The sequence below is a fragment of the Nocardia citri genome (assembly GCF_054065835.1).
Map to the genome: position 1 here is coordinate 46,065 of NZ_JBSUQM010000005.1, position 26,343 is coordinate 72,407.

General features: G+C 64.4%; 24 protein-coding genes and 4 pseudogenes. 16 read left to right on the top strand and 12 right to left on the bottom strand.

The genetic code is table 11. The features are described 5' to 3' along the window. Positions 1–548 precede the first annotated feature (548 nt). From ACW2Q0_RS09790 to ACW2Q0_RS09800, 3 genes and pseudogenes are all read left to right on the top strand, one after another. Entirely contained in the window at positions 549–1,058 is a 510-nt protein-coding gene (locus tag ACW2Q0_RS09790; protein ID WP_457188415.1) for a hypothetical protein, read from the top strand. Next, positions 1,042–1,515, top strand: a complete 474-nt coding sequence (locus ACW2Q0_RS09795; protein ID WP_457188417.1) for an NUDIX hydrolase — start codon at positions 1,042–1,044, stop codon at positions 1,513–1,515. Before ACW2Q0_RS09790 ends, ACW2Q0_RS09795 begins: the two co-directional genes overlap by 17 nt. A 73-nt stretch (positions 1,516–1,588) precedes the next feature. Then, a pseudogene (locus ACW2Q0_RS09800) lies at positions 1,589–1,915 on the top strand (IS30 family transposase); the annotation flags it as partial. A 156-nt stretch (positions 1,916–2,071) separates the two neighbouring features. Here ACW2Q0_RS09800 and ACW2Q0_RS09805 read toward each other — a convergent pair. From ACW2Q0_RS09805 to ACW2Q0_RS09815, 3 genes and pseudogenes are all read right to left on the bottom strand, one after another. Further along, positions 2,072–2,275, bottom strand: a pseudogene (locus ACW2Q0_RS09805) (helix-turn-helix domain-containing protein); the annotation flags it as partial. A gap of 203 nt (positions 2,276–2,478) precedes the next feature. Continuing rightward, a complete protein-coding gene (locus tag ACW2Q0_RS09810; protein ID WP_457188419.1) occupies positions 2,479–3,075 on the bottom strand; it encodes an HD domain-containing protein in 597 nt (198 codons plus the stop codon). A gap of 254 nt (positions 3,076–3,329) precedes the next feature. Further along, positions 3,330–4,217 carry a helix-turn-helix domain-containing protein gene (locus ACW2Q0_RS09815; protein WP_457188421.1) on the bottom strand — a complete coding sequence of 296 codons (888 nt, stop codon included), beginning with the start codon at positions 4,215–4,217 and terminating at the stop codon, positions 3,330–3,332. Positions 4,218–4,379: 162 nt separating this feature from the next. Between ACW2Q0_RS09815 and ACW2Q0_RS09820 the strand changes: the two genes are divergently transcribed. The 4 genes and pseudogenes from ACW2Q0_RS09820 to ACW2Q0_RS09835 all read left to right on the top strand — a co-directional run bounded on the left by ACW2Q0_RS09820 (position 4,380) and on the right by ACW2Q0_RS09835 (position 7,073). Beyond that, on the top strand, positions 4,380–5,021 hold the full coding sequence (locus ACW2Q0_RS09820; protein ID WP_457188423.1) for a DsbA family protein: 642 nt from the start codon (positions 4,380–4,382) through the stop codon (positions 5,019–5,021). Between the two features lie 42 nt (positions 5,022–5,063). Further along, the gene (locus ACW2Q0_RS09825; RefSeq protein WP_457188425.1) at positions 5,064–5,714 is read left to right on the top strand and encodes an NAD(P)-dependent oxidoreductase; all 651 of its coding nucleotides are present in this window, start codon (positions 5,064–5,066) and stop codon (positions 5,712–5,714) included. Positions 5,715–5,753: 39 nt separating this feature from the next. After that, positions 5,754–5,931 (top strand): annotated as a pseudogene (locus tag ACW2Q0_RS09830) (PPOX class F420-dependent oxidoreductase); the annotation flags it as partial. Positions 5,932–6,128: 197 nt separating this feature from the next. Then, positions 6,129–7,073: a helix-turn-helix domain-containing protein gene (locus ACW2Q0_RS09835; RefSeq protein ID WP_457188427.1), complete on the top strand. Its 945-nt coding sequence runs from the start codon at positions 6,129–6,131 to the stop codon at positions 7,071–7,073. 252 nt (positions 7,074–7,325) lie between these two features. Here ACW2Q0_RS09835 and ACW2Q0_RS09840 read toward each other — a convergent pair whose 3' ends face one another. Beyond that, positions 7,326–9,050: an MFS transporter gene (locus tag ACW2Q0_RS09840; RefSeq protein ID WP_457188428.1), complete on the bottom strand. Its 1,725-nt coding sequence runs from the start codon at positions 9,048–9,050 to the stop codon at positions 7,326–7,328. A 126-nt stretch (positions 9,051–9,176) separates the two neighbouring features. On the opposite strand from ACW2Q0_RS09840, the gene ACW2Q0_RS09845 reads away from it, so the two are divergent. Then, positions 9,177–10,082: a sigma-70 family RNA polymerase sigma factor gene (locus tag ACW2Q0_RS09845; protein WP_457188430.1), complete on the top strand. Its 906-nt coding sequence runs from the start codon at positions 9,177–9,179 to the stop codon at positions 10,080–10,082. A 216-nt stretch (positions 10,083–10,298) separates the two neighbouring features. Here ACW2Q0_RS09845 and ACW2Q0_RS09850 read toward each other — a convergent pair whose 3' ends face one another. Then, the gene (locus tag ACW2Q0_RS09850) at positions 10,299–10,523 is read right to left on the bottom strand and encodes a MerR family transcriptional regulator (RefSeq protein WP_457188432.1); all 225 of its coding nucleotides are present in this window, start codon (positions 10,521–10,523) and stop codon (positions 10,299–10,301) included. A gap of 51 nt (positions 10,524–10,574) precedes the next feature. After that, positions 10,575–11,483, bottom strand: a complete 909-nt coding sequence (locus ACW2Q0_RS09855; RefSeq protein WP_457188854.1) for a cation diffusion facilitator family transporter — start codon at positions 11,481–11,483, stop codon at positions 10,575–10,577. Positions 11,484–12,010: 527 nt separating this feature from the next. Between ACW2Q0_RS09855 and ACW2Q0_RS09860 the strand changes: the two genes are divergently transcribed. From ACW2Q0_RS09860 to ACW2Q0_RS09885, 6 genes are all read left to right on the top strand, one after another. Next, on the top strand, positions 12,011–12,217 hold the full coding sequence (locus ACW2Q0_RS09860; protein WP_457188435.1) for a CGNR zinc finger domain-containing protein: 207 nt from the start codon (positions 12,011–12,013) through the stop codon (positions 12,215–12,217). A 142-nt stretch (positions 12,218–12,359) separates the two neighbouring features. Beyond that, entirely contained in the window at positions 12,360–13,442 is a 1,083-nt protein-coding gene (locus ACW2Q0_RS09865; RefSeq protein ID WP_457188436.1) for a sugar ABC transporter substrate-binding protein, read from the top strand. A gap of 74 nt (positions 13,443–13,516) precedes the next feature. After that, a complete protein-coding gene (locus ACW2Q0_RS09870; protein WP_457188438.1) occupies positions 13,517–14,287 on the top strand; it encodes an ATP-binding cassette domain-containing protein in 771 nt (256 codons plus the stop codon). Beyond that, complete coding sequence (locus ACW2Q0_RS09875; protein WP_457188440.1) at positions 14,284–15,525, top strand: sugar ABC transporter permease; 1,242 nt, start codon at positions 14,284–14,286, stop codon at positions 15,523–15,525. The genes ACW2Q0_RS09870 and ACW2Q0_RS09875 overlap by 4 nt, the downstream gene beginning before the upstream one ends. Positions 15,526–15,586: 61 nt before the next feature. Further along, positions 15,587–16,783 (top strand): ROK family protein, encoded by a 1,197-nt coding sequence (locus ACW2Q0_RS09880; protein ID WP_457188442.1) that lies wholly within the window; start codon positions 15,587–15,589, stop codon positions 16,781–16,783. Positions 16,784–16,948: 165 nt separating this feature from the next. Continuing rightward, on the top strand, positions 16,949–17,494 hold the full coding sequence (locus ACW2Q0_RS09885) for an Rv3235 family protein (RefSeq protein ID WP_457188444.1): 546 nt from the start codon (positions 16,949–16,951) through the stop codon (positions 17,492–17,494). 161 nt (positions 17,495–17,655) lie between these two features. Here the strand turns inward: ACW2Q0_RS09885 and ACW2Q0_RS09890 are convergent, their stop codons facing one another. From ACW2Q0_RS09890 to ACW2Q0_RS09910, 5 genes and pseudogenes are all read right to left on the bottom strand, one after another. Next, positions 17,656–18,513, bottom strand: a complete 858-nt coding sequence (locus ACW2Q0_RS09890; protein ID WP_457188446.1) for a class I SAM-dependent methyltransferase — start codon at positions 18,511–18,513, stop codon at positions 17,656–17,658. A gap of 470 nt (positions 18,514–18,983) precedes the next feature. After that, positions 18,984–19,106 (bottom strand): annotated as a pseudogene (locus ACW2Q0_RS09895) (TetR family transcriptional regulator); the annotation flags it as partial. Between the two features lie 224 nt (positions 19,107–19,330). Beyond that, a complete protein-coding gene (locus ACW2Q0_RS09900) occupies positions 19,331–20,233 on the bottom strand; it encodes an SGNH/GDSL hydrolase family protein (RefSeq protein ID WP_457188448.1) in 903 nt (300 codons plus the stop codon). Between the two features lie 118 nt (positions 20,234–20,351). After that, positions 20,352–21,566, bottom strand: coding sequence for a L,D-transpeptidase (locus tag ACW2Q0_RS09905; RefSeq protein WP_457188451.1), 1,215 nt, complete (start codon positions 21,564–21,566; stop codon positions 20,352–20,354). A 125-nt stretch (positions 21,567–21,691) separates the two neighbouring features. Beyond that, positions 21,692–23,233: an LCP family protein gene (locus ACW2Q0_RS09910; RefSeq protein ID WP_457188452.1), complete on the bottom strand. Its 1,542-nt coding sequence runs from the start codon at positions 23,231–23,233 to the stop codon at positions 21,692–21,694. A gap of 214 nt (positions 23,234–23,447) precedes the next feature. On the opposite strand from ACW2Q0_RS09910, the gene ACW2Q0_RS09915 reads away from it, so the two are divergent. Together ACW2Q0_RS09915 and ACW2Q0_RS09920 are read left to right on the top strand one after the other, a co-directional pair. Beyond that, positions 23,448–24,101, top strand: coding sequence for an SDR family NAD(P)-dependent oxidoreductase (locus ACW2Q0_RS09915; protein WP_457188454.1), 654 nt, complete (start codon positions 23,448–23,450; stop codon positions 24,099–24,101). Positions 24,102–24,206: 105 nt separating this feature from the next. Then, positions 24,207–25,337, top strand: coding sequence for a serine hydrolase domain-containing protein (locus ACW2Q0_RS09920; RefSeq protein ID WP_457188456.1), 1,131 nt, complete (start codon positions 24,207–24,209; stop codon positions 25,335–25,337). Positions 25,338–25,419: 82 nt separating this feature from the next. On the opposite strand, the gene ACW2Q0_RS09925 is transcribed toward ACW2Q0_RS09920, so the two are convergent. Then, positions 25,420–26,196 (bottom strand): hypothetical protein, encoded by a 777-nt coding sequence (locus ACW2Q0_RS09925; protein ID WP_457188458.1) that lies wholly within the window; start codon positions 26,194–26,196, stop codon positions 25,420–25,422. Positions 26,197–26,343: the final 147 nt, after the last annotated feature.

The following is a 26,343-nucleotide window of genomic DNA, read 5'->3' on the forward strand; positions in this document are numbered from 1 at the left end:
TGCGGTAGAACATGATCGGATGAAGTGCGCAACTCCGAGTACACCCCCGGACTGTCGTCTCCGTCGCCGTAGTCGGCTATTTCGAGGACGCCACCCGGGAACTCGAAAAGCCTTGCACACCTGTTCATCTCGACTCCTTTGTTCCGGTGTTGGTAGGCACCCCGTGACCGGTTGGCGTCACATGTTACGGGGGCCGGATCTAACGTTATGGACAGGCCAGGGACACCTGAACTTCGTGAGGGACATTTCTCCGGACACTTCAAAGCACCTAAACGTCCCGGTATCGTTTCGGTATGAGTCACCGCCTCCAATCGGCGATGTTGCGAGCACAGATCGACTCCGCCGCACTCGCGAAGACGGTCGAGGTAGATGTGAAGACCGTGAACCGATGGCTAGCGGGTCGGGTGCCGCACAAACGAACTCGCGCCGCCGTGGCTAGTGCGCTCGGTGAATCGGAGTCGAGTCTTTGGCCTGCTACACGTCCGGACATCAGCGCGGGAGCTCCTGCGACAGCCGAAGTCATCGGTGCCTACGCGCACCGGGCCGACGTGCCAAACGAGGTTTGGACATCGTTGCTGCTGAGCGCTACTCAGCGAATAGACATCATCGGGTACGCCTACCCGTTCGTCCTCGAGCTGCTGCCCGACGCCGCAGATCTGATCGCGGACAAATGCCGCAACGGCGCGAGCGTCCGCCTGGCCTTCGCGGATCCGGAGTCCGCACATGTAGCCGAGCGTGACGCGCTCGAACAGATGCAATCGACATTGCCCGGACGGATACGAAACGCGCTGAGCATGATCGGCCCCCTTGCCGAGACTCCCGGGTGCCCAATCGGGCTACACACAACGCACCTGTACAACTCGGTGTTCAGGTTCGATGACCTGATGTTGGTGACCCCGTACCTGGTTCGAGCGAGGGGCTATCAGCACCCTGCGCTCTACCTCCGAAAGCTCTCCCCTTACGGGCTGTTCGCATCGTTCGAAGACCAATTCGAACAGATCTGGGGAACTGTAACCCCGTACCTGCAGGAGGTGAATTCCGATGGGCTCCCGGCGTGACTACTACCGAGATCCGAACGCACCCCGCCCGAACAGCTTGGTTCCCGGCGGTTCGGCACTGGTCGTTGACGGCCAGGGGGCCGTCCTCATGCAACGCCGAAGCGACTCCGGGAACTGGTCGTTCCCCGGAGGAATTATGGAGATCGGAGAAACGCTCGAACAGTGTGTGATCCGTGAAACCAAAGAGGAATCCGGACTGGATATCGAGATCACCGGGATACTCGGTATCTATACCGACCCTGAGCACGTGATCGAATACGCGGACGGCGAGATTCGCCAAGAATTCAACATCACGTTCTATGGCACGGTGATCGGTGGCCGTATCGAGGTGAGTTCCGAGTCATCGGAAGTGAGATTCCTTCGGCTCGACGAACTCGAGACACTGCCTGTGCACCAGACGGTTCGGCTCCGGTTGCGGCACCACGTCGAACAACGCTCGACGCCGTATCTGGGGTGACAGACACGCACCCCACTTTCACCGGGTTCATATCGCCGCACCGCATCGTCGAATCAATTGTCCACGCACCGGGAGCTCAGCGATCGGAACTCCCGTCGAACGCACCACCCGATTCACACTGCTGCTGCACCTTCCCCGCATGCGCGGACACGGCAACAAACCACGAATTAAGAACGGTGCCGACGCGGTGAACAAGGCCATCACCACGGCGTTCACCGCGCTGCCGCCCTCGCTGCGCCGATCCCTGACCTGGGATCAGGGTGCAGAAATGGCCCAGCACGCCGAACTGCGTGCGCGCATCGATCTGCCCGTGTTCTTCGCCAACCACCGTAGTCCCTGGCAGCGCGGCACCAACGAGAACACCAACGGCCTTCTGCGACAGTACTTCCCCATCTCGACAGTCGATGCGTCGCGGCGTCGGCGGTTGATCACCCGTGGTTTGGCAGGGGTGGGTGACCGGCACGGACGCGATCACGGGCACCGGCAAGATTCCGCAGAACGCGCTGCCTGGAGCGATATTTCGTCCGGCTGGGGCAGCTTTTGCTTGCTGAATTCTGTTCCGGCGCAGCTCCCGTGACATCGTCGACGGAGTACGACCGAGCCGGCGAACAATCTCGCGGACCCCTCATCGTGCGCACGCAACAACGTGATGTCCCCTCGTCGGACGACCGAGAGATATCGGCCCCGAAACAGTCTGGGGCAAACGAGGATTCACGCCGCCAGCATGTCGGAAGCAGCGGAACCCGAACGGCGAGGACATCTGCCCCCGAAACTCATGAGCTGCCAGCTGCCGCCTCCCGGCCAACACGCACCTCCGAAATCAAGGTGTTGCGACGACAAGTTCAATCCAGCCCTGCGCTCTGAGGGTGAGAGCGGACCTCCTGCCAGCATTCTCTCGCAACAGCTCTCGGTGGGTGGCGTACGCCGTTGCTGGCAAGACTCCACAACGACTTTCGGTCAGTTCTATGGCAGTGACTCTCCGGCCTGTCGCTGGCGCAGCAACTCGGCGGCGATCGAGTATGGCGGTGCTGCGGCCGGGGAGCCGGTGGCATGTTCGATGATCGCGTTCTGGATAAAGCGGTCTTCGGCAGGCCGGGGATATGTGGCGTAGATCGGCTGGAGCATCGCGGCGTCGAGGTCGGGGAAGTGGCCGGCGTCGGTGAAGATACCTTTGTGGGTCAGGTAGGTCAGCAGTCCGCGACGGCTGGCAATGCCCAGGGAGGAGTGCAGGGCAATCGCTTCCCACACCCGGTCCACGTCCGCCGCGGCGATGCCGTGTTCGGTCAGTACGGACGCTGCCAGATCGGCGCCTTCTACTTCGAACCGGGCCTGGCCGGCGGCGAGTGTGCCCAATCCCAGATCGTGCATCACACAGGCGGCGAAGAGCAGGTTCTCGTCGTACGCCGCGTCGTTCAGGCAGCCTTCTTGTGTGGCCAACAGACGGGCGAACAGGAAGCTGCGGATGCTGTGGTCGGCGATCGGCGTGCTCTCCGTCTTCTGTACGAGGGTAAGGCTCGCGTCGACCAGCGGCCCAGTAGGCAAGGCAAGTATGTCGTTCACGGCCCTGAACGTATGGCCAGGGAGAAAGAACGAGAAGAGGCCCGAGTGCCATGCATCGCTCGGTTCGGGTCATTACTTCCCCGAGTTGATCAAACTAGGTAGTCGCCCTCGTCCAGCCCGCCCGTGCCGGCGATTCTTACTGACGAGTGCGTGATCGCGCCCATGGAGCGCACCTCGCCTCGTCCTCGGTGGACGATGTCTCGCGGTTCGGCACCGCTTCTGCCCACATGCAGGCAGGATTACCTCTGGTGGCTTCAGCGTGCGATGCGGTACCGGTCACGGAAGGTTGCTGGCGTGGTGCCGGTGCGCTGGGTGAAGTACTTGGTGAAGTTGCTGGTGTCGAGAAAGCCGAGGCGGGACCCGATGCCGGCGACGGGTTCTTCGCTGTGGGCGAGGAGGCGTTTGGCCTCCAGCACGACGCGACGGTCGATGAACTCCTTGGCGCCGACGCCGGCGGCGGCGAGCGCAGCTCGGGTCAAGGTGCGCGGCGAGTATCCGAGGATGCGTGCGTAGTGTCTGACGTCATGGGCCCATGCAAAGTCGATTTCGACGGCGGTGCGGAAGCGCTGGAAGGTTTCCGCGTGCTCGGCGGGCAGGGGGGTTCCCGCGGGTGTGATCGCCTGGGTGAGGCGCAGCAGGAGGACTGCCAGCAGTCGCTGGAGGATGGCCGAGCGGGTGGGGGGCGGTATGTGCCTGGTGCCGTATTCGTGGGTGAGGTGGTCGAGGGCCCGGTGTAGGGCGGGGGCGTCCTCTCCGGTGATCTGCCACAGGGTCGGTCCGAAGGGGTCGTCAAGGCGGACGTCGGTGGTGGTGGCGGGATCGAGAAAGTCGGGCCGGAACAGTACTAGGGTGCCAGTCGCCGCGCTGAGGTCGCCGAAACGCTGTACCTGACTGGGGCGGACCCATAGCCAGGTGCTGTCGGTGACGGCGTAGTCGGCGAAGTCGATCATGTGCCATAGCAGCCCCTTTTCCACGGTGAGGAGTAGGTGGAAGTCCGGGCGCTGTGCGCGGCCTGCTCCCTCGGCGTCCCGGACTCCTTCCGCCCCGCGGCGACGCATGCGGCGACGCAGTTCGGCGATCGGCATCACTTCGATGCCGGCAGCGTCGGCCGCCGGTGGAGCGTACGGGATCTCGAGGATCACTTCGTGTCCGTTTTTCACCACGATGAGTCCTCACTGTACCTGGGCAGAACTTTTCCCGGATTCTAAGTTCGAAGTCAGTCGAGAGCATGTTCGGCGATAAGACCGTCGCAGCTCCCGGCCGATAGTGATGACTGACTTCTACCAAATACCGGGAGGCTCAGAATGACAGACCGTATCCGACTGACGTACGCGTTCGACGCCTACTGCGGCTGGTGCTACGGCTTCGGCCCAACGCTGCGGCAGTTCGCTGAGGGCAACGCGGACCGTATCGATTTGCGGGTGGTCTCCGGGGGCCTGTTCTCCGGCCCGCGCGCCCTGCCCGTGGCGGCGTACCCGCACATCCCGTCCGCCACCCAGCGCATCGCCGAAGCCACCGGGGTCACCTTCGGTGACGGCTATCAGCACGCCCTGGCCGAGGGGACCTTGGTGTTGGACTCCACCGACGCCGCCATCGGCCTTGTCGCGCTGAGCCGCCAGGCTCCTGGACGCATCCTGGAACTGACAAGCGCCCTTCAGCGCGCCTGGTGTGTCGACGGCTGCAGCCTCTCCGACCTCGACGTATACAGGTCCATCGCCTCCGCGCACGGCCTCGATGCAGACGCCGTCGTCGACGCGGTCCTCGACCCGGTAACCCGCACCGAAGCTGAAGGCGGCTTCCGGGAATTGCGCCAGCTCGGTGTAGACGCCTACCCGACTCTGCTCCTGCACACCCCCACCGGCACCCACCGTCTCGGCGGACCGCTGTCCAGTGCCCACCAGCTCACTGAGGCCCTCGACCGGCACCTGGCCCCTACCTCCGACTAACCGTTCACCGAAACACGACAGACCACGAAGGAAAGCACTGCCATGACGAACATCGCTGTCTTCGGAGCCAACGGCACCATCGGCTCAGCTATCGTCCGCGAGGCCATCGGCCGTAGCCATACCGTCACCGCCGTCGTCCGCGACTCCGCCAAAGTCACCGAACGCCACGCCAACCTGACCGTCACCACCGGTGATGTGCTCGATGCCGAGTCGGTCGCCGCCGCCGCTAAGGGCCACGACGTCGTCGTCAGCGCTGTTGGCGGTGGTGACGGTCCTGGCCACATCGCCACCATCAAGCCTGCCGCAGTCGCCCTCACCGAAGGACTGCGGGCTCTCGGCCGGCAGGCGCCCCGCCTACTCACCGTCGGCGGCGCCGGCTCTCTGCGCACCGGTGATGGTCAGCAGGTGTGGGATGCCCCAGGTCTGCCCGAGTTCTTGCTTCAGATCATGCACGCCCACGGCGATGCCCTCGACTACTACAGGACCGTCACCGACCTCGATTGGACCAACATCAGCCCTGCGGCAGTGATCGAGCCCGGCACCCGTACCGGCAGTTACCGCACCGCCCTCGACAACCTCATCACCGGCGCCGATGGCAACAGCACCATCACTGTGGAGGACTACGCGGTCGCCGTCCTCGACGAGATCGAGCGGCCCAGCCACCGCCGGCAGCGCTTCACCGTCGGCTACTGAACCACAGGTGCACAGGCATGAGTCACGCAGAGCTCTCCGATGCAGGCTGAGTGTTTGTCCGCAGGGACAAGAACCGGCACTCTGGGCTTCTCCGCCCAAGACGGACGTCCTCTCGTTGCCCCGGTTTTGGTTCGTCGTCGACAACGGCGATCTCGTTCTCAACACCGCCATATCCTCAGCGAAGGGCCTGGCACTGAGTGACGCGAGGGATTCTCGCCCACTCTCCTCGCGGGCCAGTAGCTGCGTCACACGCCATGAAGGTGATTCCAATCCACGTCCCGCTCGCGCGTCAGGTGGAAGGCGAGCGCGGACGGGAGGTGCGACGGTCACAGAGCGGGCTGGCATCGACTCTATGAAGGGGCTGGCCTTGGCAAAAGCGGCACAGACGCCGTACAGCGCTAAAATCGTGCCAATATGACAAGTAGACACCGCGTTGCAGTGGTCGTAGTGCCTGGTGTGCTCCCGCTCGAGTTCGGTACCGCGACGCAGATCTTCGCAATGGAACCTCACTATCAGCTGACCGTGTGCGGTGACACCGACACTGGTCTGGTGCACGGGTGTGGTTTCGCGATCAGCGTCGCGGGCGGCCTCGACGTGCTGGACGACGCCGGCACTGTGATCATTCCGGGTTACGACGACATCGACGCGACCCCGTCAGCGGAGCTTCTGACGGCGCTACGAGTGGCTCACGCTCGGGGGGCTCGACTCGTCTCCATTTGCACCGCGGCTTTCGCCCTTGCCGCGGCTGGGTTGCTCGACGGGCGCCGCGCGACCACTCATTGGCGGTGCGCCGAGCAATTGCGTCAGCGCTATCCAGCCGTCGATGTTCTTCCGAATCAGCTCTACGTCGATGACGGCGATATTCTCACCTCCGCTGGCGTAACCGCTGGGATCGATTTATGTCTTCACCTGATCCGCACCGACCTGGGCGCCGCGGCGGCGAATATGCACGCACGTTGTCTCGTCGCGCCGCCACGGCGACGGGGAGGCCAGGCACAGTTCGTCGACCAATTCCGCCCCGAGGCGAGTGGAGATGAGCTTGCACCCCTGCGGGAATGGATGCTCGAGAATCTTGCTGAGCCCTTGACCGTCGACGGCCTGGCCGAACGTGCTCATATGTCACGGCGGACATTGATCCGCCGCTTCCGCGAGGAGACCGGCACTCCGCCCATGGCCTGGCTGACCGACGCACGCATCGACCGGGCACGCGAACTGCTGGAGGCGACCACAGTGCCCATCGAGCAGGTCGGACGCCTGTCCGGTCTCGGCGCTCCCGCTTCCTTACGTGCCGTATTCCATCGGCACCTCGGTACCTCCCCACAGGAATACCGGATCCTGTTCCGCCACAAGGAGAGATGACGGACGCATGATCATCGAACGATTGCTGTGGCAGGTCGGTGGTCGATAAGAGCCCTACGGTGGGCGTGGCCGGGCGGAACGCGAACGTGATGACCTGCGGAAACTCAAAACCTCACCGCCCGAATCAATCTGACAACGCCGAGGAGTGGCCCGGCAGCAGAAACAGCCAGGCCCAGACACGCACCCCACTTTCACCGGGTTCATATCGCCGCACCGCATCGTCGAATCAATTGTCCACGCATTCGCGCCGCCTCACTGCACTGCATCCGATGCGAGCGAATCCACACTCGGCCAATGTGTTTCGGATTCTGAGGTGAACCTGCGCGGGAGTGCGAGCACTCCCGCGGCGATGGCGACCAGCATGCCGACGGCCCACCACAGGGTTTGGGCGAAGGTGTGAGACATGTTGTGCGCGTTGGCTTCTAGTCCCGCCTTTGTGAGCGCTTGCCGCAATGGTTCGGAGAACGGTTGTCCAGGTGCGGGCTGGCAGCTGGACGGTACGGCGGTGGGATCGGTTGCTGCGGAGCGATCGTGGACGCAGGCACGGAACTGGGTGAGTATCTGGTCCTGGGCGGTGGCCGGTATGTCCAGGTTGGTGAGTTGCTGGTGGAGGGCGGGGATGGCTGCGGTGGTGCCGTTGGTGGAGGTGTTCTCGAGTTGGGCGAAGAAGAACACCCCGGCCAGCGCGACACCGAGTGCCATGCCGACCTGTTGGATGGTCGACAATTGTCCGGATGCGGACCCGGCGTCGTGGGCGGGAACATCAGACAGGATCACGTCGACGGTGGGGGCGGCGAATAGTCCGAAGCCGAATCCGCTGATCGCGAGCGGTGCGAACATCTGCGCGGAAGTGATGTCCGGGCCATAGTGCGCGGCCAGATAGAGGTACAGACCGAATCCGGCGGCGCTGATCATCGCGCCCGCGAATAGCACCAGCCGTCCGAAGCGAGGCACGAACACCTCCACACTCGTTCCCGCCCCCGCGGCAGCGGCGATCGCGAATGGTGATGCGCTCAGCCCGGCTCGCAGCGGGGTCCAGCCGAGCCCCGCTTGCAGATACAGGGTCCAGACCAGGAAAAAGCCGCCGAGGGCGATCCAGAACAACAGCCACACAGCCATGCCGGCACTGAATGAGCGCTTCCGGAACAGATCCAGCACCACAAGCGGCGATCCGACCGTCGTGCTCCGGTGCCGCTCGTAGGCGACGAATACCGCGAGGACCAGCCCGGCGGCAGCCATCAGCGCGAATGTCCACACCGGCCAGCCGAGGGTGCGTCCCTCGGTCAGCGGATAGGCCAGCAGTAGTACCGCGCCGATCGCGAGGATGGTGCCGATCGGATCCAATCGATCCGCCGTGGCCGAGCGGGACTGCCGCACCAGCACCATGGCCGCGGGAATGGCCAGCATCCCGACGGGCACATTGACGAGGAAGATCGGCCGCCATGCCCAACCGAAAAGGTTGGCCTGCACCAGGATTCCGCCCACGATCAATCCGGCGACCGAAGCGGACCCGAGCACACCGCCCCAGATGCCGAGCACCTTTCCGCGCTCGTCGGTAGGGAACGATACGTGCATGATCGCCAGGATCTGCGGGATCATCAGCCCAGCCGTCGCGCCCTGGACTATTCGTGCGGCGATCAGCCACGCCGGGCCGGGGGCGATTCCACATGCCAGCGATGCGAGCGTGAACAGGGTGAGGCCGACGAGCAGGATGGTTTTGCGACCGAGCAGGTCGCCGAGTCGGCCGCCGGTGATCAGCATGGCCGCGAATCCGAGCAGATAACCCGATACCACCCACTCCAGATCAGCGTAGGGTGCGTTCAGGTCGCTTTGGATCGTCGGCAGCGCGACATTCACGATCGTCACATCGAGTAGGTCCATGAACCCGGCCACCAGCAATACCACCAGTGCGAGCCAGCGGTGCCGATCCGGCGTCGGCGGGATGGATGTCAGGCGCGGGTCGGATGTCTTGTGCATCGGGTCGCCCTTCTGTCCTGGGTGGATCCGCGGGCGTGTCATGTCGCCGCGGTTTCGGTCGTCATAGATATGACGGAGCAGGACCTGTCGCCATGACGGGTGGATCGGATGGGAAGGAGATCGCCGATGACCGAGGAGAGCCAGTGGCTCGCGCAGCACTTCGAAGACCACCGTGCCCACCTCAGCGCTGTGGCCTATCGCATGCTCGGGTCGGCGAGTGATGCCGACGATGCCGTCCAGCAGGCATGGCTGCGGCTCGACCGTGCCGACACCGCAGGCGTGCGTAACCTGCGCAATTGGCTGACCGCCGTTGTCGCCCACATCTGCCTGGATATGCTGCGCGCCCGCAAAGCCCGCCGCGAGGATCCGGTCGGCGCGCTACCGGCCGATTTGCCCGCGGTCGCCGCGGACACCATGGATCCCGAACAGGAGGCTGTCATGGCCGATTCGGTCGGGCTCGCACTGCTGGTCGTGCTCGACACCCTGACCCCCGCCGAGCGGCTGACTTTCGTCCTACACGACCTGTTCGATCTGCCTTATGCCGAACTCGCGTCCATCCTCGGCCGCACCCCCGCCGCGGCCGCGCAACTTGCCGCCCGCGCCCGCCGCCGCGTCCGTGGCGCATCCACGACCAGTCGCAGCGCCGATGAATCCATGGTCGTCGAGGCATTCCTGCGGGCCGCCCGCGCCGGTGACTTCGACGCGCTGATAGCCGTACTCGATCCGGACGTCGAACTGCACGCGGATGCCGTCGCCGCCCCGAGCGGACGCCCGATCCGTATGCGCGGTGCCCGCCCGGTTACCTCCAGCGCCTTGATGTTCTCCACCAGGGCCCGCTACACCTGTCCCGCCCTCATTGATGGCCACATGGGACTGGTCGTCGCACCCAACGGAAATCTGGAATGTCTGCTCGCCTTCACCATCACCGACCAGCGCATAACCACCATCGACATTATCGCCGACCCGAACCGCCTCGCTCAGATCTCCCTCGCCGCCCCCGACGAGACGCAGCCGCCGGGGCGCGAAGGCTAGGAACGGCTTTCGCGGACGACCCGTCGTCCGCGCCATCAATGTATTCTCGGCGAATACAGTTACGCGCGATCCACAGATCTGCGGGCATTTCACCAGCTACCCGCGTCCCGATCTCCGCCTTGATCACCCGTGCGACAGCAGCCGCCTCCCGAGCCCGCTGCGCCAGTTCCGCCACATGCTCGTCGAGCAAGCGCCGCGCCCGCGCCCCGTCCCCGTTCAAAATCTCCGAAACAACCCCCAATGGCACTTCCCGATGCTGCGCAGCCGCCGAATCATCACCCCGCGGTCGACCTGCGCCTCGCTGTAGTACCGGTATCCGGTCACCGCATCCACCCGGACCGGGACCAACAACCCGCAATCGTCGTAAAACCGCAATGCGCTGGCTGCGAGCCCACAGGCCCGCGCCAATCCGCCGATCGTGATCAAACCGCCGCCCGCCACCCGCTCATCATGGAGTCTCAGGTGACTCGAAGGTCAAACAGCGGTGGGCGGTCAGGACCGGTGCACCGGCCCATGCGCCTCCGTGCAGTGCGCGTCGTCGGCGGACAACTGCTGATCCGACGAGTGGTCGACCTGCAAAGTCGTATGTTCCAATGCGAATTCGTCGTGCAGCACCCCCTCGATCGTCGAGCGAATCGCATGGCAGTCGGCGGCGTCGTCGACGAGGATGTGCGCCGACAGCGACGGCTGTCCGGAGGTGATCTGCCAGACGTGCAGGTCGTGGACCTCGGTGACCTGCCTGATCGCGACGATGCGCGCGCCGATGGCATCGGGATTCAGATGGGCGGGTGCGGCCTCCAGGAAGATCCGCCCGGATTCGCGAACCAGGGACCAGCCCGCCTTGATCATCAATGCCGCGACGACCAGCGCCGCGATCGCATCGGCGCGGGCGAACCCGGTCAACCACACCACTGCGCCCGCGATGGCGGTCCCGATGAAAGCGTAGAGGTCGTTGAGGATGTGCTGGAACGCGCCCTCGACATTCAGGCTGGTCCGGTTGGCGCGGCTGATGCTCCACGCGGCGGCGATATTGACAGCGATCCCGACCAACGCCGTGATCAACACCAGCGGCCCTTCGACATCCGGCGGATTGATCAGCCGATTGATGCCCTCGTAGACGAACCACGCCGCGAGCAATAGCAGAGTAATCCCGTTGGCCTGCGCCGAAAGGATCTCGACCCGCTTGAACCCGTAGGTGTATCGCCCCTGCGCCGGCCGTCGAGCCAACCGGATCGCGATCATCGCGAGCACGATCGAGGCCGCATCGGTGAGCATATGCGCGGCATCGGAGATCAGCGCGAGCGAATTCGCCAGCAGACCGACGACCACCTCGACCAGCATGAATGTGACGATCAAACCGAGCGCGATAGCCAGCCAGCGCGGATTCGAATCCGCCGACACCCCGTGGTCGTGGCTGTGGCCGTGTTTGTTCGAATGGTCGGAGTGTGCGTGGCCATGCGAGTGGTCATGAGCTATGTCCTCGGCCTCGCCGACCACCGCCGCGGACCGCTTCGGCGACACGCACTGCTCGCCCATAGTCGAACGCCCCTTTCCGTTTGACAATGCTGCCGTCCGATAGCGTAGCGGATGTTGCACTCATGCGCATGTATGAATGTGGATTGGCGCTGGAAGACTCGACCAGCAGTCGCGACTTCGTGACTATTCGGACCGACCGGCCCCGACCGCTATGCGGACTGCACCTCTCGGTGTTCAACAACGCGCGGTATCCGGCGGTGCGGGCCTGAACGGGTCGGTCCGATGGTGATGGCGGCGCGCGCGACGCGGGAAGGTCGCGGTCGCACAGTGCGCCGCCGCCGGCGCCGAATGTCGTAGTCGCCAACGGGAGGTCACGATGTTCGCGATATCTCGGTGCGGATGAGGTCGAGCCGCGTCCGCACGAACCCCGGCATAGCGCGGAGCTCACCCGCATGAGGATCCCGGCCGCATCGGACGGCGCTCGCCAGGGGTGCGGTTCGGTCTTCGTTGATACGTCCCGCAATGGTCGACGTCGGTTCTGCTCGACGCGCTGTTCGAATCGGGTTCATGTGGCGCAACACCGGGGCGCGGACCGCTTAGGGATTGGTCAACCTCGAAGTCGTGATCAGTTGTCTGCGCAGCTCCTGGATCCGCGTTGAGGTGCTGTGGCCGGATTGTTATGGCGGACAACAAATATCTTTGCGAAACGACTGTGCTTCGGGTTGCAGTGGAATATGTTGCATCAAACAACATTCGCTGCCCGGCTTGGTTGGGCGGTGGTTCGACGAAAGGCTCGCCCTCATGCGTAAGGGGATCCTCGGCATTGCGGCCGTATCGGTTGCGCTTCTCACCTCGCTCACTGCCTGCGGGGACGACAACAAGGACTCCGGTGGTGGGGGTGCCAAGATCGGTGTGATCCTGCCGGACAGCAAGACATCCGCGCGGTGGGAGACGGCGGATCGGAAGTATCTGCAGGCAGCATTCGACGCGGCGGGGATCAAGGCGGATATCCAGAACGCGCAGGGGGATAAGAACGCCTTCCAGACCATCGCGGATCAGATGATCACCAATGGTGCCTCGGTGCTGATGATCACAAATCTCGACAGTGGTACCGGCAAGGCCGTGATCCAGAAGGCGAAGTCGCAGGGTGTGACCGTAATAGATTACGACAGACTGACTCTCGGCGGCGGGGCGCCATTCTACGTGTCGTTCGACAATGTGAAGGTCGGCCAACTGATGGGCGACGGGCTGGCCAAGTGCCTCACCGATAAGAAGGCGGTCAATCCGATCGTCGCCTACCTCAATGGCGGACCCACCGATAACAACGCGACGCTGTTCAAGAACGGTTACGACAGTGTGTTGAAGCCGAAGTTCGATTCCGGTGAGTATGTGAAGGGGCCGGATCAGGCGGTGCCGGAGTGGGATAACACGAAGGCGGGCACCATCTTCGAACAAATGCTCACCGGCACACCGAATCTCGGTGGCGTGGTCGCCGCAAATGATGGGCTCGGCAATGCCGCGATCGCGGTGCTGAAGAAGCAGAAGCTGAACGGCCAGATCCCGGTGACCGGCCAGGATGCCACGGTGCAAGGGCTCCAGAACGTGCTCGCCGGTGATCAGTGCATGACTGTGTACAAGACCATCAAGTCGGAGGCCGATGCGGGTGCGAAGTTGGCGATCGCGCTGGCACGGGGTGAGAAGGGCGAGGCGAACAGTACCGTCGACGATCCCGAGGCGAATGCGAAAGTGCCCGCGGTGCTGCTGGAACCGAAGGCGATTTTCAAGGACAACGTGAACGACGTCGTCGCGGACGGCTATGTCACCAAAGCCGAGCTGTGCACCGGCGAATTCGCCAAGCTCTGTGCGGATAACGGGGTCCGCTGATCGTGTTACCCGCCTCTTCCGCGATTCGATGAGGGGATCGCGGAAGGGGCGCCGCAACCTGAGGAGCTACACCCATGCCGGATACGCCGGTCATCGAATTACGAGGGATAGAAAAGAGTTTCGGTCCCGTCCAGGTCTTGCACGAGGTCGCTTTCTCCGCGTACTCGGGTGAGGTGACGGCGCTGGTCGGCGATAACGGCGCGGGCAAATCCACCCTGGTCAAATGCATCGGCGGCACCCATCCGATCGATTCGGGGGAATTCCTGTTCGAGGGCAAACCGGTGCGCGTACATAATCCGCGCGATGCCGCCGATCTCGGTATCGAGATCGTGTACCAGGATCTCGCACTCTGCGACAACCTCGACATCGTGCAGAACATGTTCCTCGGCCGGGAAAAGAAACACGGGCTGGTCCTCGACGAGTACGGGATGGAGGAATTGGCCGGAAAGACTTTGGCGGGCCTATCGGTTCGGACGGTGAAATCGGTGCGACAGCCGGTGGCGAGTTTGTCGGGCGGTCAGCGCCAGACGGTCGCGATCGCGAAGGCCGTGCTGTGGAACAGCAAAGTGGTGATTCTGGATGAGCCGACGGCCGCGCTGGGTGTCGCGCAAACTCAGCAGGTGCTCGAGTTGGTTCGCCGACTTGCCGACAAAGGCCTTGCGGTGGTGCTGATCTCGCACAATATGAACGACGTCTTCGCGGTCTCGGATCGAATCGCCGCGCTGTATCTCGGCCGGATGGCCGCCCAGGTGCGTACCGCCGACGTGACGCACGCGCAGGTCGTCGAACTGATCACCGCCGGTCGCAGCGGAAGTCTCGGCCTCGGAAATGGAGCAAGTGTATGAGCGCCGGGGTTACGGATAAGTTCGAGGCCACGTCCTCGCCAGTCACCGAGCTGGTCAACACCTATGTCGGGCGGGTGCGTAGCGGGAATATGGGTGCGCTGCCGTCGATTATCGCGCTGGCGGTGCTGTCGGTGGTGTTCTGGGTCGCGCGGCCGGTTTTCATGACGCAGGGCAATTTCGCGAATCTGTTGACCCAGGGCGCGGCCATCGCGGTGATCGCCATGGGACTGATCTTTGTGCTGCTGCTCGGCGAGATCGATCTGTCGGCCGGATTCGCCAGCGGTGTGTGTGCGGCGGTGCTCGCGGTATTGCTCACCGATAAGGGATGGCCTTGGTACGTGGCGGTTCTCGTCTCGCTGCTCACCGGTGTCGCGATCGGACTGACCATCGGCACTATCGTGGTGAAAATCGGAATCCCCTCGTTCGTAGTGACATTGGCGGCGTTCCTGGCCTTGCAGGGCATCGCGCTGAAGATCATGGACAACGGCCGCAATATCTCGATCCACGACGAGATGATTGTCGCGATTGCCAATAAGAATGTGCCGCCGTGGCTCGGCTGGATCATGTACGTGGTGCTGCTGGTGGGATTCGCGGTGATCCAATACCGAAAACTGCGGGCACGCACCAAACTCGGGCTCACCGGTGAAACCGCGCCGGTGATCGCATTGCGGATCGCGGCGCTCGCCGTGGTGGCGGGCGCGGCGGTACTGATCCTCAATGACGAACGCAGCCGCAATCCGGCGATCAACTCGCTCGCGGGCATGCCGATCGTGGTGCCACTGATCGTCGTGCTGCTGCTGCTCTGGACATTCGTGCTCAACCGCACCTCGTTCGGCAGACATATCTACGCGGTCGGCGGTAGTGCCGAAGCGGCTCGGCGCGCGGGCATTCCGGTCGATCGAATCAGAATCAGTGCCTTCGTACTGTGTTCGACAATGGCCGCGGTGGGTGGGCTGATCGCGGCATCGCGAGCCAATTCCGTCGATCCGAATACCGGCGGCAGTGATGTGTTGCTGACCGCTGTCGGAGCGGCCGTCATCGGCGGTACGAGTCTGTTCGGCGGGCGCGGTCGGATGCTCGACGCCATACTCGGCGCGGCGGTGGTAGCGGTGATCAATAACGGAATGGGCCTGATGGGCTACAGCGCGGGCACCAAATTCGTTGTGACAGGATTCGTGCTGCTGTTGGCGGCGGGAGTGGACGCGCTGTCGCGCAAGCGTGCGTTGCCAGGAAGTTGACCGGCTGACTATTCGAGCGACCCGCAAGGTGTCGCTGACGACCGGGAGGAGGTTCGCCCGAATGAGAGCTGCACCTTCCCCGGACGAGATCCGGCGGCAGAACCTCGCCGTGCTGCTGCGCCATGTCCACTCCAGCGGACCCATGTCACGGGCGGAACTCGCCGAGCGGATGGGGCTCAATCGCAGCACCATTCTGGCGCTGACCGCCGATCTCGCCGCGGCGGGTCTGGTCAGCGAGCAGCTGCCGGGTCAGACGGGGAAGGCAGGGCGACCGTCACTGGTGGTGCGGCCCGAATCGGAGCGGGTGTACGGGTTGGCGCTCGACGTCGGGGCGGACCGGCTCGCGGTGGCACGGGTCGGCTTGGGCGGAGTGATTCTCGATCAGCGGGAAACGCGACGTCCCAGTGGCACATTCGATCCGAATGATGTGATCGGTGCGTTGACTACCCTCGCCGAGGACATGATCCGCGAGTCGGGACCCGTGACCGTATGTGTGGGTGTCGGAGTCGCGTTCTGCGGGATGGTGCGCGAACAGGACGGTGTCGTTCGGTACGGGCCGAATATCGGGTGGGTCGATGTGCCGGTCGGGACCCGGCTTTCGGAGCGTCTCGGCTTGCCCGTCGCGGTCGGTAATAATGCCAACCTCGGTGCGCTCGCCGAACGGGAGCGCGGTGTCGGCATCGGTGTCGCGGACATGATCTATCTGCACGGTGAGGTCGGGATCGGCGGCGGAATCATCATGGGCGGCAAGCTGCTCGGTGGTGAGGGCGGCTATGGCGGTGAGGTCGGGCACATGATCGTCAATCCGGGTGGGCGGGCCTGCACCTGTGGGTCATATGGCTGCCTGGAGGCCGAGGCGGGTGAACTCGCGCTGATCGCGGCGGCCGGACGGACAGATCTGACCGGGCGGGCGGCGGTGGAGGCGATCATCGATGCCGCAGCCCGCGGTGACGCCACTGCCCGAGATGCGTTGCACCAGGTAGGGGATTGGCTCGGATACGGTGTCGCGAACCTGGTGAATATCTTCAACCCGACGATGGTCGTGTTCGGTGGTGTGCTCCGCGAGGTCTACCTGGCCTCCGCCGCGCAGGTCCGCAGCAGGCTCGCGGTGAACGGACTGCTCGCGGTGCGCGAACGGGTTCGCTTGCGCACTTCCGCACTCGCCGACGACGCCCCTCTCGTCGGCGCCGCCGAACTCGCCTTCGCCGACGTCCTCACCGACCCCCTGCAAACGCTGGCCCGCATCGCCAGCCGCTGACCAAGCTCAGGTGGAATCTGTGCAGGCGTCGGCCCGACCTTGATCGCGCGGCGGCGCGGTTGGCACCAGAGCGGTCGCTTGGGTGTTTACCCGCGGTGATATTCGTGTAATGCTGTCGCGGTCGGAGTTCGGGGGTAGTAGTTGGAACTCATTTGGGGGTGCTGCATGGAAAGACATCCGTCGGGGCTTTCGTATGCGCCGAGGACCGAGCCGCCGTTGTTGCCGTACCGCCCGGCGGGCAGCCGTGCGGAATTCGAGGATCCGCCCCGTGCGTCGCCGTGCCGCACGCCGTTACCGCGGAATGATCAGACCGGACGATCTGGCCCGCTCGGTGTGCGGCGAGCGCTCAGTGCTGGACATGCCGAGCCGCCGCCGGTCGTCGAATCGGATTCGACGGCACAGCAATTCGTCGAACGCGCGCTACGGCTGGCACTCGAGATACTCGACCACCGCCGCCCCGTCGCTCAACTCACCACCATGGCCACACCCGCGGTAGTCGCCGCAGTGCGGACCATAGTCCGAGCCGACCTCGCACCAGGCCGCAACCTCGGCGTTGCCATGCTCTACCGTGCGAGCCTCAGGATGGTCGACGTTTCGACCGCGGAAGTCTTCGCCAGCTATGACCGTGGCCGCCAACACTTCGCCATCGCCGCGCGCATCACCCGGACCCGTTCAACGGATTGGCGATTGACAGTTTTCCGGGTGCGGTGAATGCGTGACAGGAGTCGGGTGTTCAGTCCGCTGCGGCGTGGGTCGGACGGCTGAAAAGCTACCATGTGCGGTGAATCCGAAGTTGCCACGGTGCGGACCTCGGGCCGCGCCGTGTCCTGGCCCGGCTGTGCGGGCTTGCGCCGGTGCCGATTGGATGCTGGCTACGCGGTTCGCTTGGCACACAGCACATGTGGTGGAACCGACGAAACCTGTCGCGGCGTCGTACCGAGATAACCGGCGATGAGGTTCGGTGCGTCACGATCGTCTACCTGGTCGAATCCCGTATTCCGCAATATATTTGCGATCTCGTCGGCCGTGAAGAAGCTCAGCCAGGGCTCACCGATGGCTGCCACCCGATCGGCTCGCGCGGTGCGCTGATCCATTTCCTCGGAGGTGGAAGCCGAAGCGGGATAAAGATAATCGAACACCAACCGCACTGGTGTCGCCTGGCCTGCGACGAAACGCAGGGTGTCCAGAATCGTGTCCCGAGTCAGATACATGACGACACCGAGCCAGATGAATACGGCCGGACGACTTCGATCGAACCCGACTGCGGCCAATCCTGCCGCGAGCGTTTGGCTTTCGAAGTCGATCGGAGCGAAGGTCAGTGACGCCGGAATTACGATGCCCGCGGCGTCGAGCCGCTGCCGCTTCCACCTTTGGGTGTCCGGATGGTCGACCTCGAATACCCGTACTTCCGGATGTGGGTTGCGGTAGGCGAAGGTATCCAGTCCGGCACCGAGAATCACCACCTGTCGGGTGCCCGCGGCCACCGCGTCGGCAACGGTGTCCTCGGCGAAGCGCGCACGGGCGGCCAGGAACAGCCGCCGTCGGCGGCGCATGTCGGTGTCGTCTTCTTGAATCGTCGCCATCGCCAGCTCGGCCAGTTGCTCGGGTGTGACGCCGGCGATTCGAACGGCCAGCGGATCGGTGAAGATGCGCGGCTCACTCGCGATCTGGTGGTAGGCGCGAGCGTAGGCGGTGGCGAGGGCGGTGCGACTTGGTTGACCGAGTTGCATACGCCGAACGTACGTCGGCGCCGCCTGTCGCGCTATTCCTCGGTGCGGATCAGCAAGGTAGCGACGGGGGCGAGCACCTCGACTCGGTCACAGCAGCACGGTATCCGAGCGGCCCTGCGGACTACTCGGTGGGGGAGGTCGGCTCGGTCAGTCCAGGACGATAGTCCCGCCCAGCGCATCCTGTGCGCCGTAGAAGAGCAAGAAGACGTAGTAGAGAACCGTCGATATCGGTTCGTTGGGAACGTGCATTTTTCCTCGGAGCTTCCTAGCAAGCTACCCGGCGCCAACCGCCCGGCTCGGTGAAAACTATGGCACCCACGGCCGCTCGGCATATCGAGTCGGCAAATCGGGCCGATATCTGCCCGTGATCGGTGCCGCGCCACCGCGATATTGCGATGCACCTGTGCGGTGGCGAGCAGGACGTCGAGATCGTTCTGATCGCGCAGTGCGAGCACATTCGCCAGCAGCGTGTGCTTATTGGGGGAGTAGTGCAACACGCCCTGCTGGCTCAACCCGACCCGATCCGCGATGATCGCGATGGTCGCACCCTGGTAGCCGCGTTCTGCGAAAACCTCCAGGGCCGCCTCCAGGATTACCCGGCGTCGACCCTCGTGACCGGCCCGGCCCGGGGGCGCCGCATGCGGTGCGCTCTTCTACTGCGTCCATTGTTCGCAGACTAGCGAATCGCTATCGGCAGCGAGGGTTTCGGCGCGTCGACTATCTATCGACGCTAGCTCCAGCGTCGATAGATATCAGAGCAATAATAGGAGACCGCGCTATCGGCCCGCACGCTACGGATATCCGCGGCGGCGGGATCTCACCGCAGTGCGGCGACAACCTGCTGTGCGATGTTCTCTTCACCAAAGGTGTTGGGGTGCAGGGGAACGAAGGAGGGCGTCGACAACGAGGGCAGTAGCCCGTTGATCCACTGCTGGTCGGGGGTAGCGCACATATCGTGTCCGATGCTGGAGGTGGCGGTGTCGACGAAGATCGCGCCGTGTGCGGCGGAGACGTTGCGCAGCAGGGTATTGAGGTCGACCAGCACGCCCTGGAGGTAGTCGGCATCGCGCGGCCAGGCGGGCTGCTGTTCCGGGCAAGCGCCTGCGCGGGTGGCGGTCGGGTACCCGACGATAACGATCCTGGCTGCGGGTGCATGCGAGCGGATTTCATCGAGCGCACTGCCGTAGACGGGTGCCAGGGCCCTGATCCGTTCGCCGAAGATGTCGACGCCGTTCGCGGTGAAGGTGTCCTCGCATGACGTGCCGTAGGGCTCCGGCAGCAGATTGCCGCACCGCAGGGCCTGTGACGCCAGGCCGATATCGTTGCCGCCCATGGTCATTGTCACCAGCGTGGTGTCCGGTGTGAGCGCATCGAACTGTGGTGCGGCGGTACCGGAGACGACGCCGCGCTGCGGGCTGGTCAGGTCGTTCAGGCTGGCCCCGCCGCAGGTGACGTCCTTGAAGGTCGCGGCGCCGAGTTCCTTCGCGACCAGCGCCGGGTAGTTGACCGCGGAGCGTGAGCACGTGGCGAGTTCGGTTTGCGGAAATACGCCCGCGCCCGCGGCGAAGGAATCGCCGAGAGCTACATAGTGGATGTCAGTGGCCGGGTCGGCGCTCGCTTGCCCGGTGACTGCGGCGACCGCCGCGAGCGTCATCGCGACCGCGGCGACCGCCGCTGTCACCTTTCTGAGCGAGTGGTTCCAGCTGCCGAAGAACTGCATTGCGTCTCCTTATGAACCCATGACCGGACGAATTCTGCTCCGAAGTCCGAGGAGTAACTCGCGCAGGCGGGATCGAACCTTGCGGTCCGCAGGACTCAGCGTGTGCGCGCCAAAAGGCTCAGTGCAGTGCGCTGCCCTGGACCCACTCGTCCCACGGCACGCTCCAATCCCCGTTCTGCCAGACCTGCAACGGTGCGCCGCCGGTATTGCGGACCTCCACCACATCGCCCGGAATCGCGAAGTTGTAGAACCACTGGGCATTCGCGCCACTCAGGTTCAGGCAGCCGTGCGAAAGGTTCTGGCTGCCCTGCGCCCAGACCGTGGAATCGAGCTGGTGTAGATAGATGCCATCGGTGCTGATGCGGGTGGCCCAGCCGATGGCTTCCTTGTAGCCGAGCCGGGAATTGACCGGCAGACCGTAGGTGGAGGAGTCCATGATGACCGGATTGCCCTTGTCCATCACCGTGTAGATGCCCGGCTGGGTCCAGAAGGTGAGGGTCTTACCCGCGATGACCTCGCTGCCGCCCATCCCCATCGAGGTGGGCATGGTGCGGATCAGGTTGCCGTTCTCGAAGACCTGCACCTGTTTGGTGTTGTCATCAGCGATGGAGACGTGCGAGGGGCCGATGGTGAAGGTGGTCTTGCTGTCCTCCTGGCCGTAGAGCCCGCCGCCGAGGTCGGCGCCATAGATGTTCGCCGCGACCGTCACCTTGGTACCCGGTGCGAAGTACTGCTGCGGCCGCCAGTGCGCGTTGCGCTTGTCGAGCCAGTACCAGGAACCCTCGACCGGCGGATTGGTTGTCACCGATAGTCGCTTCTCCGCGACGGCCTTATCCGGAACGTCCTCATCGAAGTGCGCGACAACGACAGTGCCGACACCGAAGGTGCCGCCGTCGGCCAGTGGGGTGCCGCCGGTGGTGGTCAGATACACCTTGGTCTGGTTGTTCGGCGCCAGCGTGCTGAACGTCGAGGTGGTCGGCCCGACACGGCCGGTGATGGTGAGGCTTTCGGCGCTGATCGTGTAGGTGTGCCCGTAGCCGAGCGGTTCGGTGGGCTTCCACACCGTCTTGTCCGGGGTGTAGATGCCCTCGATCGAGCGGCCCGCCTCATTGGTCAGCGACACCGAGGTCAGCATGCCGTCGTTCGCGGTCACCTCGACCGGCGCGAGCGGATCGACATTATTGCCGCCGCCCGGTGTGATGACGATCGCGGGCGGCGGCGGTCCCGCCTTGGTAGTCGGAGCTTCCGATTTCGACGAACATCCGGCGACGAGCAGCGTCATCACCAATGCAAAACCCGCAGCTGCTCTCCAATGGAAGCGGCGACTCGACATGACTCTCCTGTGTTGCGCCGTGCTTTCCCTGCGGTGCACCTGCGACGTACTGGCCCGTGCCGTAGTTTACCGGCCATTTCGGACCCACTTTGCCGCTGCGGGTCTGACCTGGGTGGATACCGGCCTCAGTTGACGCAGGGCACGCTACTGCCGATCGTGGTCGCGACCGGCTTGCCCGCATCGGGTGCGGGATTCGCGGAGGTGGTGAGGGTTGCGCTGGTGGTCAGCACCAGTTCGGTGGGCATGGCGAAATCCGTGCCGACGACGACGGTGATGTGGCCGGCTTCGATATTCGGCGATACGGTCGGCGTGAGACCGAGGAGATCGCCCAGTCGTGTGGCATCGGTCTCGGCCCCGCTGCCATAGGTGAGCGTGGAGGTCGTGCCGTCGGCGCGGGTGCCATTGGCCACGGTGCCCGCCGGATAGCCGCGTTTGGTGAGTGCGGTGGACAGCTGCGCGGCCCGGCCGGTGTATCCGCTCGCATTGTGGACATCGACGATGCTGGTGGGGTTGCGCGTCGGAGTGGTCGGGGTGGTTTCGATGCCGAAGGCGGCGCGCACTTCCTTCTTGATGGCCGCCGGATCGACGATATTGACGTCCTGTCCGTCGATATTGTCGTAGCGCAATACCGGCAGCGTCCGGAATTCGACCGAAATCGAGCCCGCCGAGCCGAGGTCGCGGGCGAAGTCGAGCAGGTTCCAGCCGTCGGACAGCACGATATCGCGGTGCGCGATGTCCATGAGCCCGGAGAGCTTGCTGAAGTTGGTCAGCGTGCCGGTGTCCTTCAGCGATTTGGCGACCGAGGTGAGGAAGGCCTGCTGGCGGTGGGTGCGGTCGAGGTCGCCGTTCTCCAATCCGTGGCGTTGGCGCACGAAGGAGAGCGCGTTGGCGGCATCGAGGTGCTGCGGGCCCGCGGGGAAGACAGCACCGGAGTAGTAGCTGTCGTCGACTGCGTGGTTGAGGCAGACCTCGACGCCGCCGAGCTGATCGGCGAGGTCGTAGAAGCCGACGAGTGAGATTTCGGCGAACCGGTCGATGGGGACGCCGACCAGGTTGCGTACCGTCTGCACGATGGATGCCCGCCCTGCCTCGCGGCCCGCGCGCTCCAAGGCCACCTTGTCCTTCATGCCCGAGTTTTCCAGCTTGGTTTCGGTGGCGGCCTTCTTCAGCCCGTAGGCCTCCTTGATCTTGGCGTGGTCGTAGCCCGGAATGCCGGAGACCGCGACATAGTCGTCGCGCGGGATGGAGAAGGCCACGATCTTATGCATATCCGCAGGAATATGCAGCAGGATAAGCGAATTCGCGTTGTAGCCGCCGTTGTCGCTATCGCCGGCGTGCAACTGGTCCAGGATCTCCTTCGGTAAATCCTTGCCGTCGAGGTCCTTGCGGGTATCCAGGCCGATCAGCAGGATATTCAGGTCGCCGCCGAGTGAATGCGGCGCGTCCTTGCCGATCGCGTCGGTGTGGGTGAAGCCGTTATCGAATTCGGTCTTGGCCGACCAGGCGAATCCGGTCCCGGACAGGACTACGAGAGCGGCCATCGATGTCAGGACGCGCATTGCGATCTCGGCTGCTTTGCGGCCGCGGCGGGGTTTGGATGCCGCTCGTCGGTGTCTGGCGCGGCCTGTTTCGGTGATCTTGGGAATCTCGACGGTGTCGTCATCCATGGCGGCGGCCTGGGTCCCGGATCATTCTCGCCGCCTCAGCTTTCGTCTCGAGTCATTCAGCGCACGTCCGGGTCATACCCCGCTACCGTCTAGTGACTGCTCGCAGGTCACACGAAAGGGCCTGCTCAACCTTTCCAGTGTTACCGACTCCGTTCTGGGCAGGCAAGAATCGGACATTGTGATCTGCGCAGTTCGACGATCTAGTCTCGTATACATGGCTGCTCCCGTATTGCTCGTCCTCGGTGCCGGTCCCGGCATCGGATTGTCCGTCGGCCGCCTTTTCGCGCGCGACGGGTACATAGTGGTGCTGGCCTGTCGCTTCGATGCCGAAGCCGAGCCGTTGGCGAAGCAGTTGCTGGGCGAAGGTTTCGATACCGAAGGCGTCGGCGTGGATCTGGCCGACCCGGCCGATATCACTCGCATTGTGACCGAGGTCGGCGAGCGGCACGGGCGTATCGATGTGCTGCACTTCAACCCGAGCGTCTTCCGGGAGGCGGATCCATTGCGGTTGACAGTCGCGGAATTGATCGAGGACTTCACGATCGGCGCGGCGGCGCTGCTGCCCGCGGTGCAGGCCGCGCGTCCGTTCTTCGCCGACGGTGCCCGCGTGCTGGTCACCGGTAGCGCGGCGGCGGACACGCCGTGGAATCAGGCGGCATCACTCGGCGTGCAGAAGGCGGCAGTGCGCAATCTCGTCACCAGCTTGGACACCACTCTGGCCCCCGAGGGCTTCCGTGCCGTCGCGGTGCAGATCAACGGGGTGCTCGGGCAGGCACCGTTCACTCGGGAGCGGGTCGCCGCGGCATTGCACGCCGCCGCCGTCCGCCCCCTCGACGACTGGACACCGCATGTGTCCTACGGCGGCTGATCCGCCCGGACATATCGACCACCGACGCACCCGCGCCGGAGTTTGCTTCGAGCCGAATGGAACCCGTGAAGGTACGGCCGCCGGGGCCGTAGCCGAGGAGGGCGGATGTGGCGGTTGAAGGTAACGACAGCTTTGGTTGCCGCACTGATGATTTCGGTGCTGGCGGGGCTCCCAGCGCCCTCGGCCCAACCGGGCCCAGTGCGCCTCTATGCGCTGCAGGCCCGGCTGGATGATCTGGTCCGTTTGGCAGCCGTTCCGGGGGCGCAACTGATCGTCACCGCCGACGGCGACGCCACCCAGGTCAACAGCGGCGTCGGCGATATCGTGACCGGCAATCCGTTTCCGGATGACGCACAGGTCCGGATCGCCAGCAATACCAAGACCTACGTGGCGACCGTGGTGCTGCAATTGGCGGGGGAGGGGCGAATTCAGCTCGACGCTCCGATCGAGAATTATCTGCCGGATGTGGTGCGCGGCCCCGGTGGCGACGGAAACCTGATCACCGTCCGCCATCTTTTGCAGCACACCAGCGGTATTCCGGATTATCTCGTTCGCTTGAACCTGCGGACCCCCGAGGCATTACAGCAGTACCAAACCGCGGATCAGCTGATCCGACTCGGTCTGGATGCGCCCGCGCAGTTCCCGCCGGGTTCGCGGTTCGGCTACTCCAATACCGATTACCTGCTGGCCGGAAAACTGATCGAGCAGGTTACGGGACGGCAGGTAGGAGCCGAGGTGACCAGCCGGATCCTGATTCCGCTGGGACTCGGCGACACCTATTGGCCCGCATTCCCACTGGAGAACGTGATCCGCGGTCCACACCCGCGCGCATATCAGATCGTCAACGGCACTCGGGTCGACATCACCGATATCGACCCGGGCTGGGGGCTGGCCGATGGCGCGCTCGTGTCTTCCGGCGCCGATCTGAACCGCTTCTTCAGTGCGCTACTCGCCGGAAAGCTCCTTCGCCCAACGGAACTCGCCGAAATGGAGCACACCATCCCGACTATGGACCCAGCAGTACCTGGCGATGTCGGCCTCGGCGTCTTCCGCCGCACCAATGCCTGCGGTATCGATATCTGGAGCCATGGCGGCGCCATGGACGGCTTCTTCGTCTTCGGCGGCTACACGCCCGCTCGCACGATAACCATCAGCCTCAACCAGCTCCCGCCCTTATTCGGTTTCGGCTACAAGCCCATCATGGACGGCCTGGTAGACACCGCCTTCTGCGGATGAGGATGTCAATTCTTGCGGGTACGCCTCGGCCGAGGCATCCGCGCCGGTCAGGACGCCGTGGCGCGGCCCCGGCTCGGCGGAGCTACTTCGGCGTGGGCTGAGTCGTCGTCTTGTCCGCGAACCGGGTGGTGCCGTCCGGAGCCAACATCGTGTTGACGTAATCCACGCCGGAGGCGATCAGGACCGGCCCGCCCACGGCTATGGTGCCGATGATCCCGCCGAGGGTCGCACCGGTGGCCAAGCCGCCGATACATCCGGCGACAATGGTGGCGACACATCCGACGACTGCGCCGATGGCGGTCCCGACGAAGCCGCCGACCGCCGTGGCCAGACCGAACTGCGTGGCGAACTCATTACGGGCGCGCTGGTTTTCGTTCATCGATGCCACCGGTTTGACGGCCAGTGGCTGGGAGATGTCGAGCCCGGCGGGCTTCTGCGGCGCCAGCTCCAGTACCGTGCCGTCCTTATCGAGCACCGGCTTCACCGGTATCTCGGTATCGGCGACGCGGAACTGCAGCGGCAGCGTCAGCACGATATGCCCGGCGGCATCGGCCAGATCGACGACATCGACCACGTCCGCGATATCGGCGGCCTCGCCGTTTTTGTCGACCAGCGTGCCGTCCTTGTCGACCAGTCGCCCGTCGCCGCCCGCCGCGAGCTCGCTTTCGGCTGCCTTGGACAGGGAGAAGGTCCCGCCGCGCACACTGGCGACGACGGTCTTGTCGACCAGTTTGACCGAGTAGATGATGTCCTCTCGCGCGGGAACGGCGACCGGCTCGGCACGCGAGAGTCCGGCGCCCAAGGTCACCGCACCGATGACAAAGATCGCCGCCGCCGCAGTGCTATCGCAACGCTTCATTCGGTATTCCACTCCGTCACCAGATTATTCGCTTCTGCAAAACGCCCGCGCGGGCTCGACTCCCGCTCGAGATACCCCTGTGCAATGTACTCGTATGCGCGGCAAGGAGGTCGGGGGGAGCCTAGCCGAGCCTGCGGTGCGAGGCGA

Excerpts from the sequence above, each read along its gene's own strand:
- ACW2Q0_RS09795 (WP_457188417.1), top strand. The coding sequence starts at position 1,042 with ATGGGCTCCCGGCGTGACTACTACCGAGATCCGAACGCACCCCGCCCG.
- ACW2Q0_RS09820 (WP_457188423.1), top strand. The coding sequence starts at position 4,380 with ATGACAGACCGTATCCGACTGACGTACGCGTTCGACGCCTACTGCGGC.
- ACW2Q0_RS09825 (WP_457188425.1), top strand. The coding sequence starts at position 5,064 with ATGACGAACATCGCTGTCTTCGGAGCCAACGGCACCATCGGCTCAGCT.
- ACW2Q0_RS09835 (WP_457188427.1), top strand. The coding sequence starts at position 6,129 with ATGACAAGTAGACACCGCGTTGCAGTGGTCGTAGTGCCTGGTGTGCTC.
- ACW2Q0_RS09840 (WP_457188428.1), bottom strand. The coding sequence starts at position 9,050 with ATGCACAAGACATCCGACCCGCGCCTGACATCCATCCCGCCGACGCCG.
- ACW2Q0_RS09845 (WP_457188430.1), top strand. The coding sequence starts at position 9,177 with ATGACCGAGGAGAGCCAGTGGCTCGCGCAGCACTTCGAAGACCACCGT.
- ACW2Q0_RS09860 (WP_457188435.1), top strand. The coding sequence starts at position 12,011 with ATGAGGATCCCGGCCGCATCGGACGGCGCTCGCCAGGGGTGCGGTTCG.
- ACW2Q0_RS09865 (WP_457188436.1), top strand. The coding sequence starts at position 12,360 with ATGCGTAAGGGGATCCTCGGCATTGCGGCCGTATCGGTTGCGCTTCTC.
- ACW2Q0_RS09870 (WP_457188438.1), top strand. The coding sequence starts at position 13,517 with ATGCCGGATACGCCGGTCATCGAATTACGAGGGATAGAAAAGAGTTTC.
- ACW2Q0_RS09875 (WP_457188440.1), top strand. The coding sequence starts at position 14,284 with ATGAGCGCCGGGGTTACGGATAAGTTCGAGGCCACGTCCTCGCCAGTC.
- ACW2Q0_RS09880 (WP_457188442.1), top strand. The coding sequence starts at position 15,587 with ATGAGAGCTGCACCTTCCCCGGACGAGATCCGGCGGCAGAACCTCGCC.
- ACW2Q0_RS09885 (WP_457188444.1), top strand. The coding sequence starts at position 16,949 with ATGGAAAGACATCCGTCGGGGCTTTCGTATGCGCCGAGGACCGAGCCG.
- ACW2Q0_RS09890 (WP_457188446.1), bottom strand. The coding sequence starts at position 18,513 with ATGCAACTCGGTCAACCAAGTCGCACCGCCCTCGCCACCGCCTACGCT.
- ACW2Q0_RS09900 (WP_457188448.1), bottom strand. The coding sequence starts at position 20,233 with ATGCAGTTCTTCGGCAGCTGGAACCACTCGCTCAGAAAGGTGACAGCG.
- ACW2Q0_RS09905 (WP_457188451.1), bottom strand. The coding sequence starts at position 21,566 with ATGTCGAGTCGCCGCTTCCATTGGAGAGCAGCTGCGGGTTTTGCATTG.
- ACW2Q0_RS09910 (WP_457188452.1), bottom strand. The coding sequence starts at position 23,233 with ATGGATGACGACACCGTCGAGATTCCCAAGATCACCGAAACAGGCCGC.
- ACW2Q0_RS09915 (WP_457188454.1), top strand. The coding sequence starts at position 23,448 with ATGGCTGCTCCCGTATTGCTCGTCCTCGGTGCCGGTCCCGGCATCGGA.
- ACW2Q0_RS09920 (WP_457188456.1), top strand. The coding sequence starts at position 24,207 with ATGTGGCGGTTGAAGGTAACGACAGCTTTGGTTGCCGCACTGATGATT.
- ACW2Q0_RS09925 (WP_457188458.1), bottom strand. The coding sequence starts at position 26,196 with ATGAAGCGTTGCGATAGCACTGCGGCGGCGGCGATCTTTGTCATCGGT.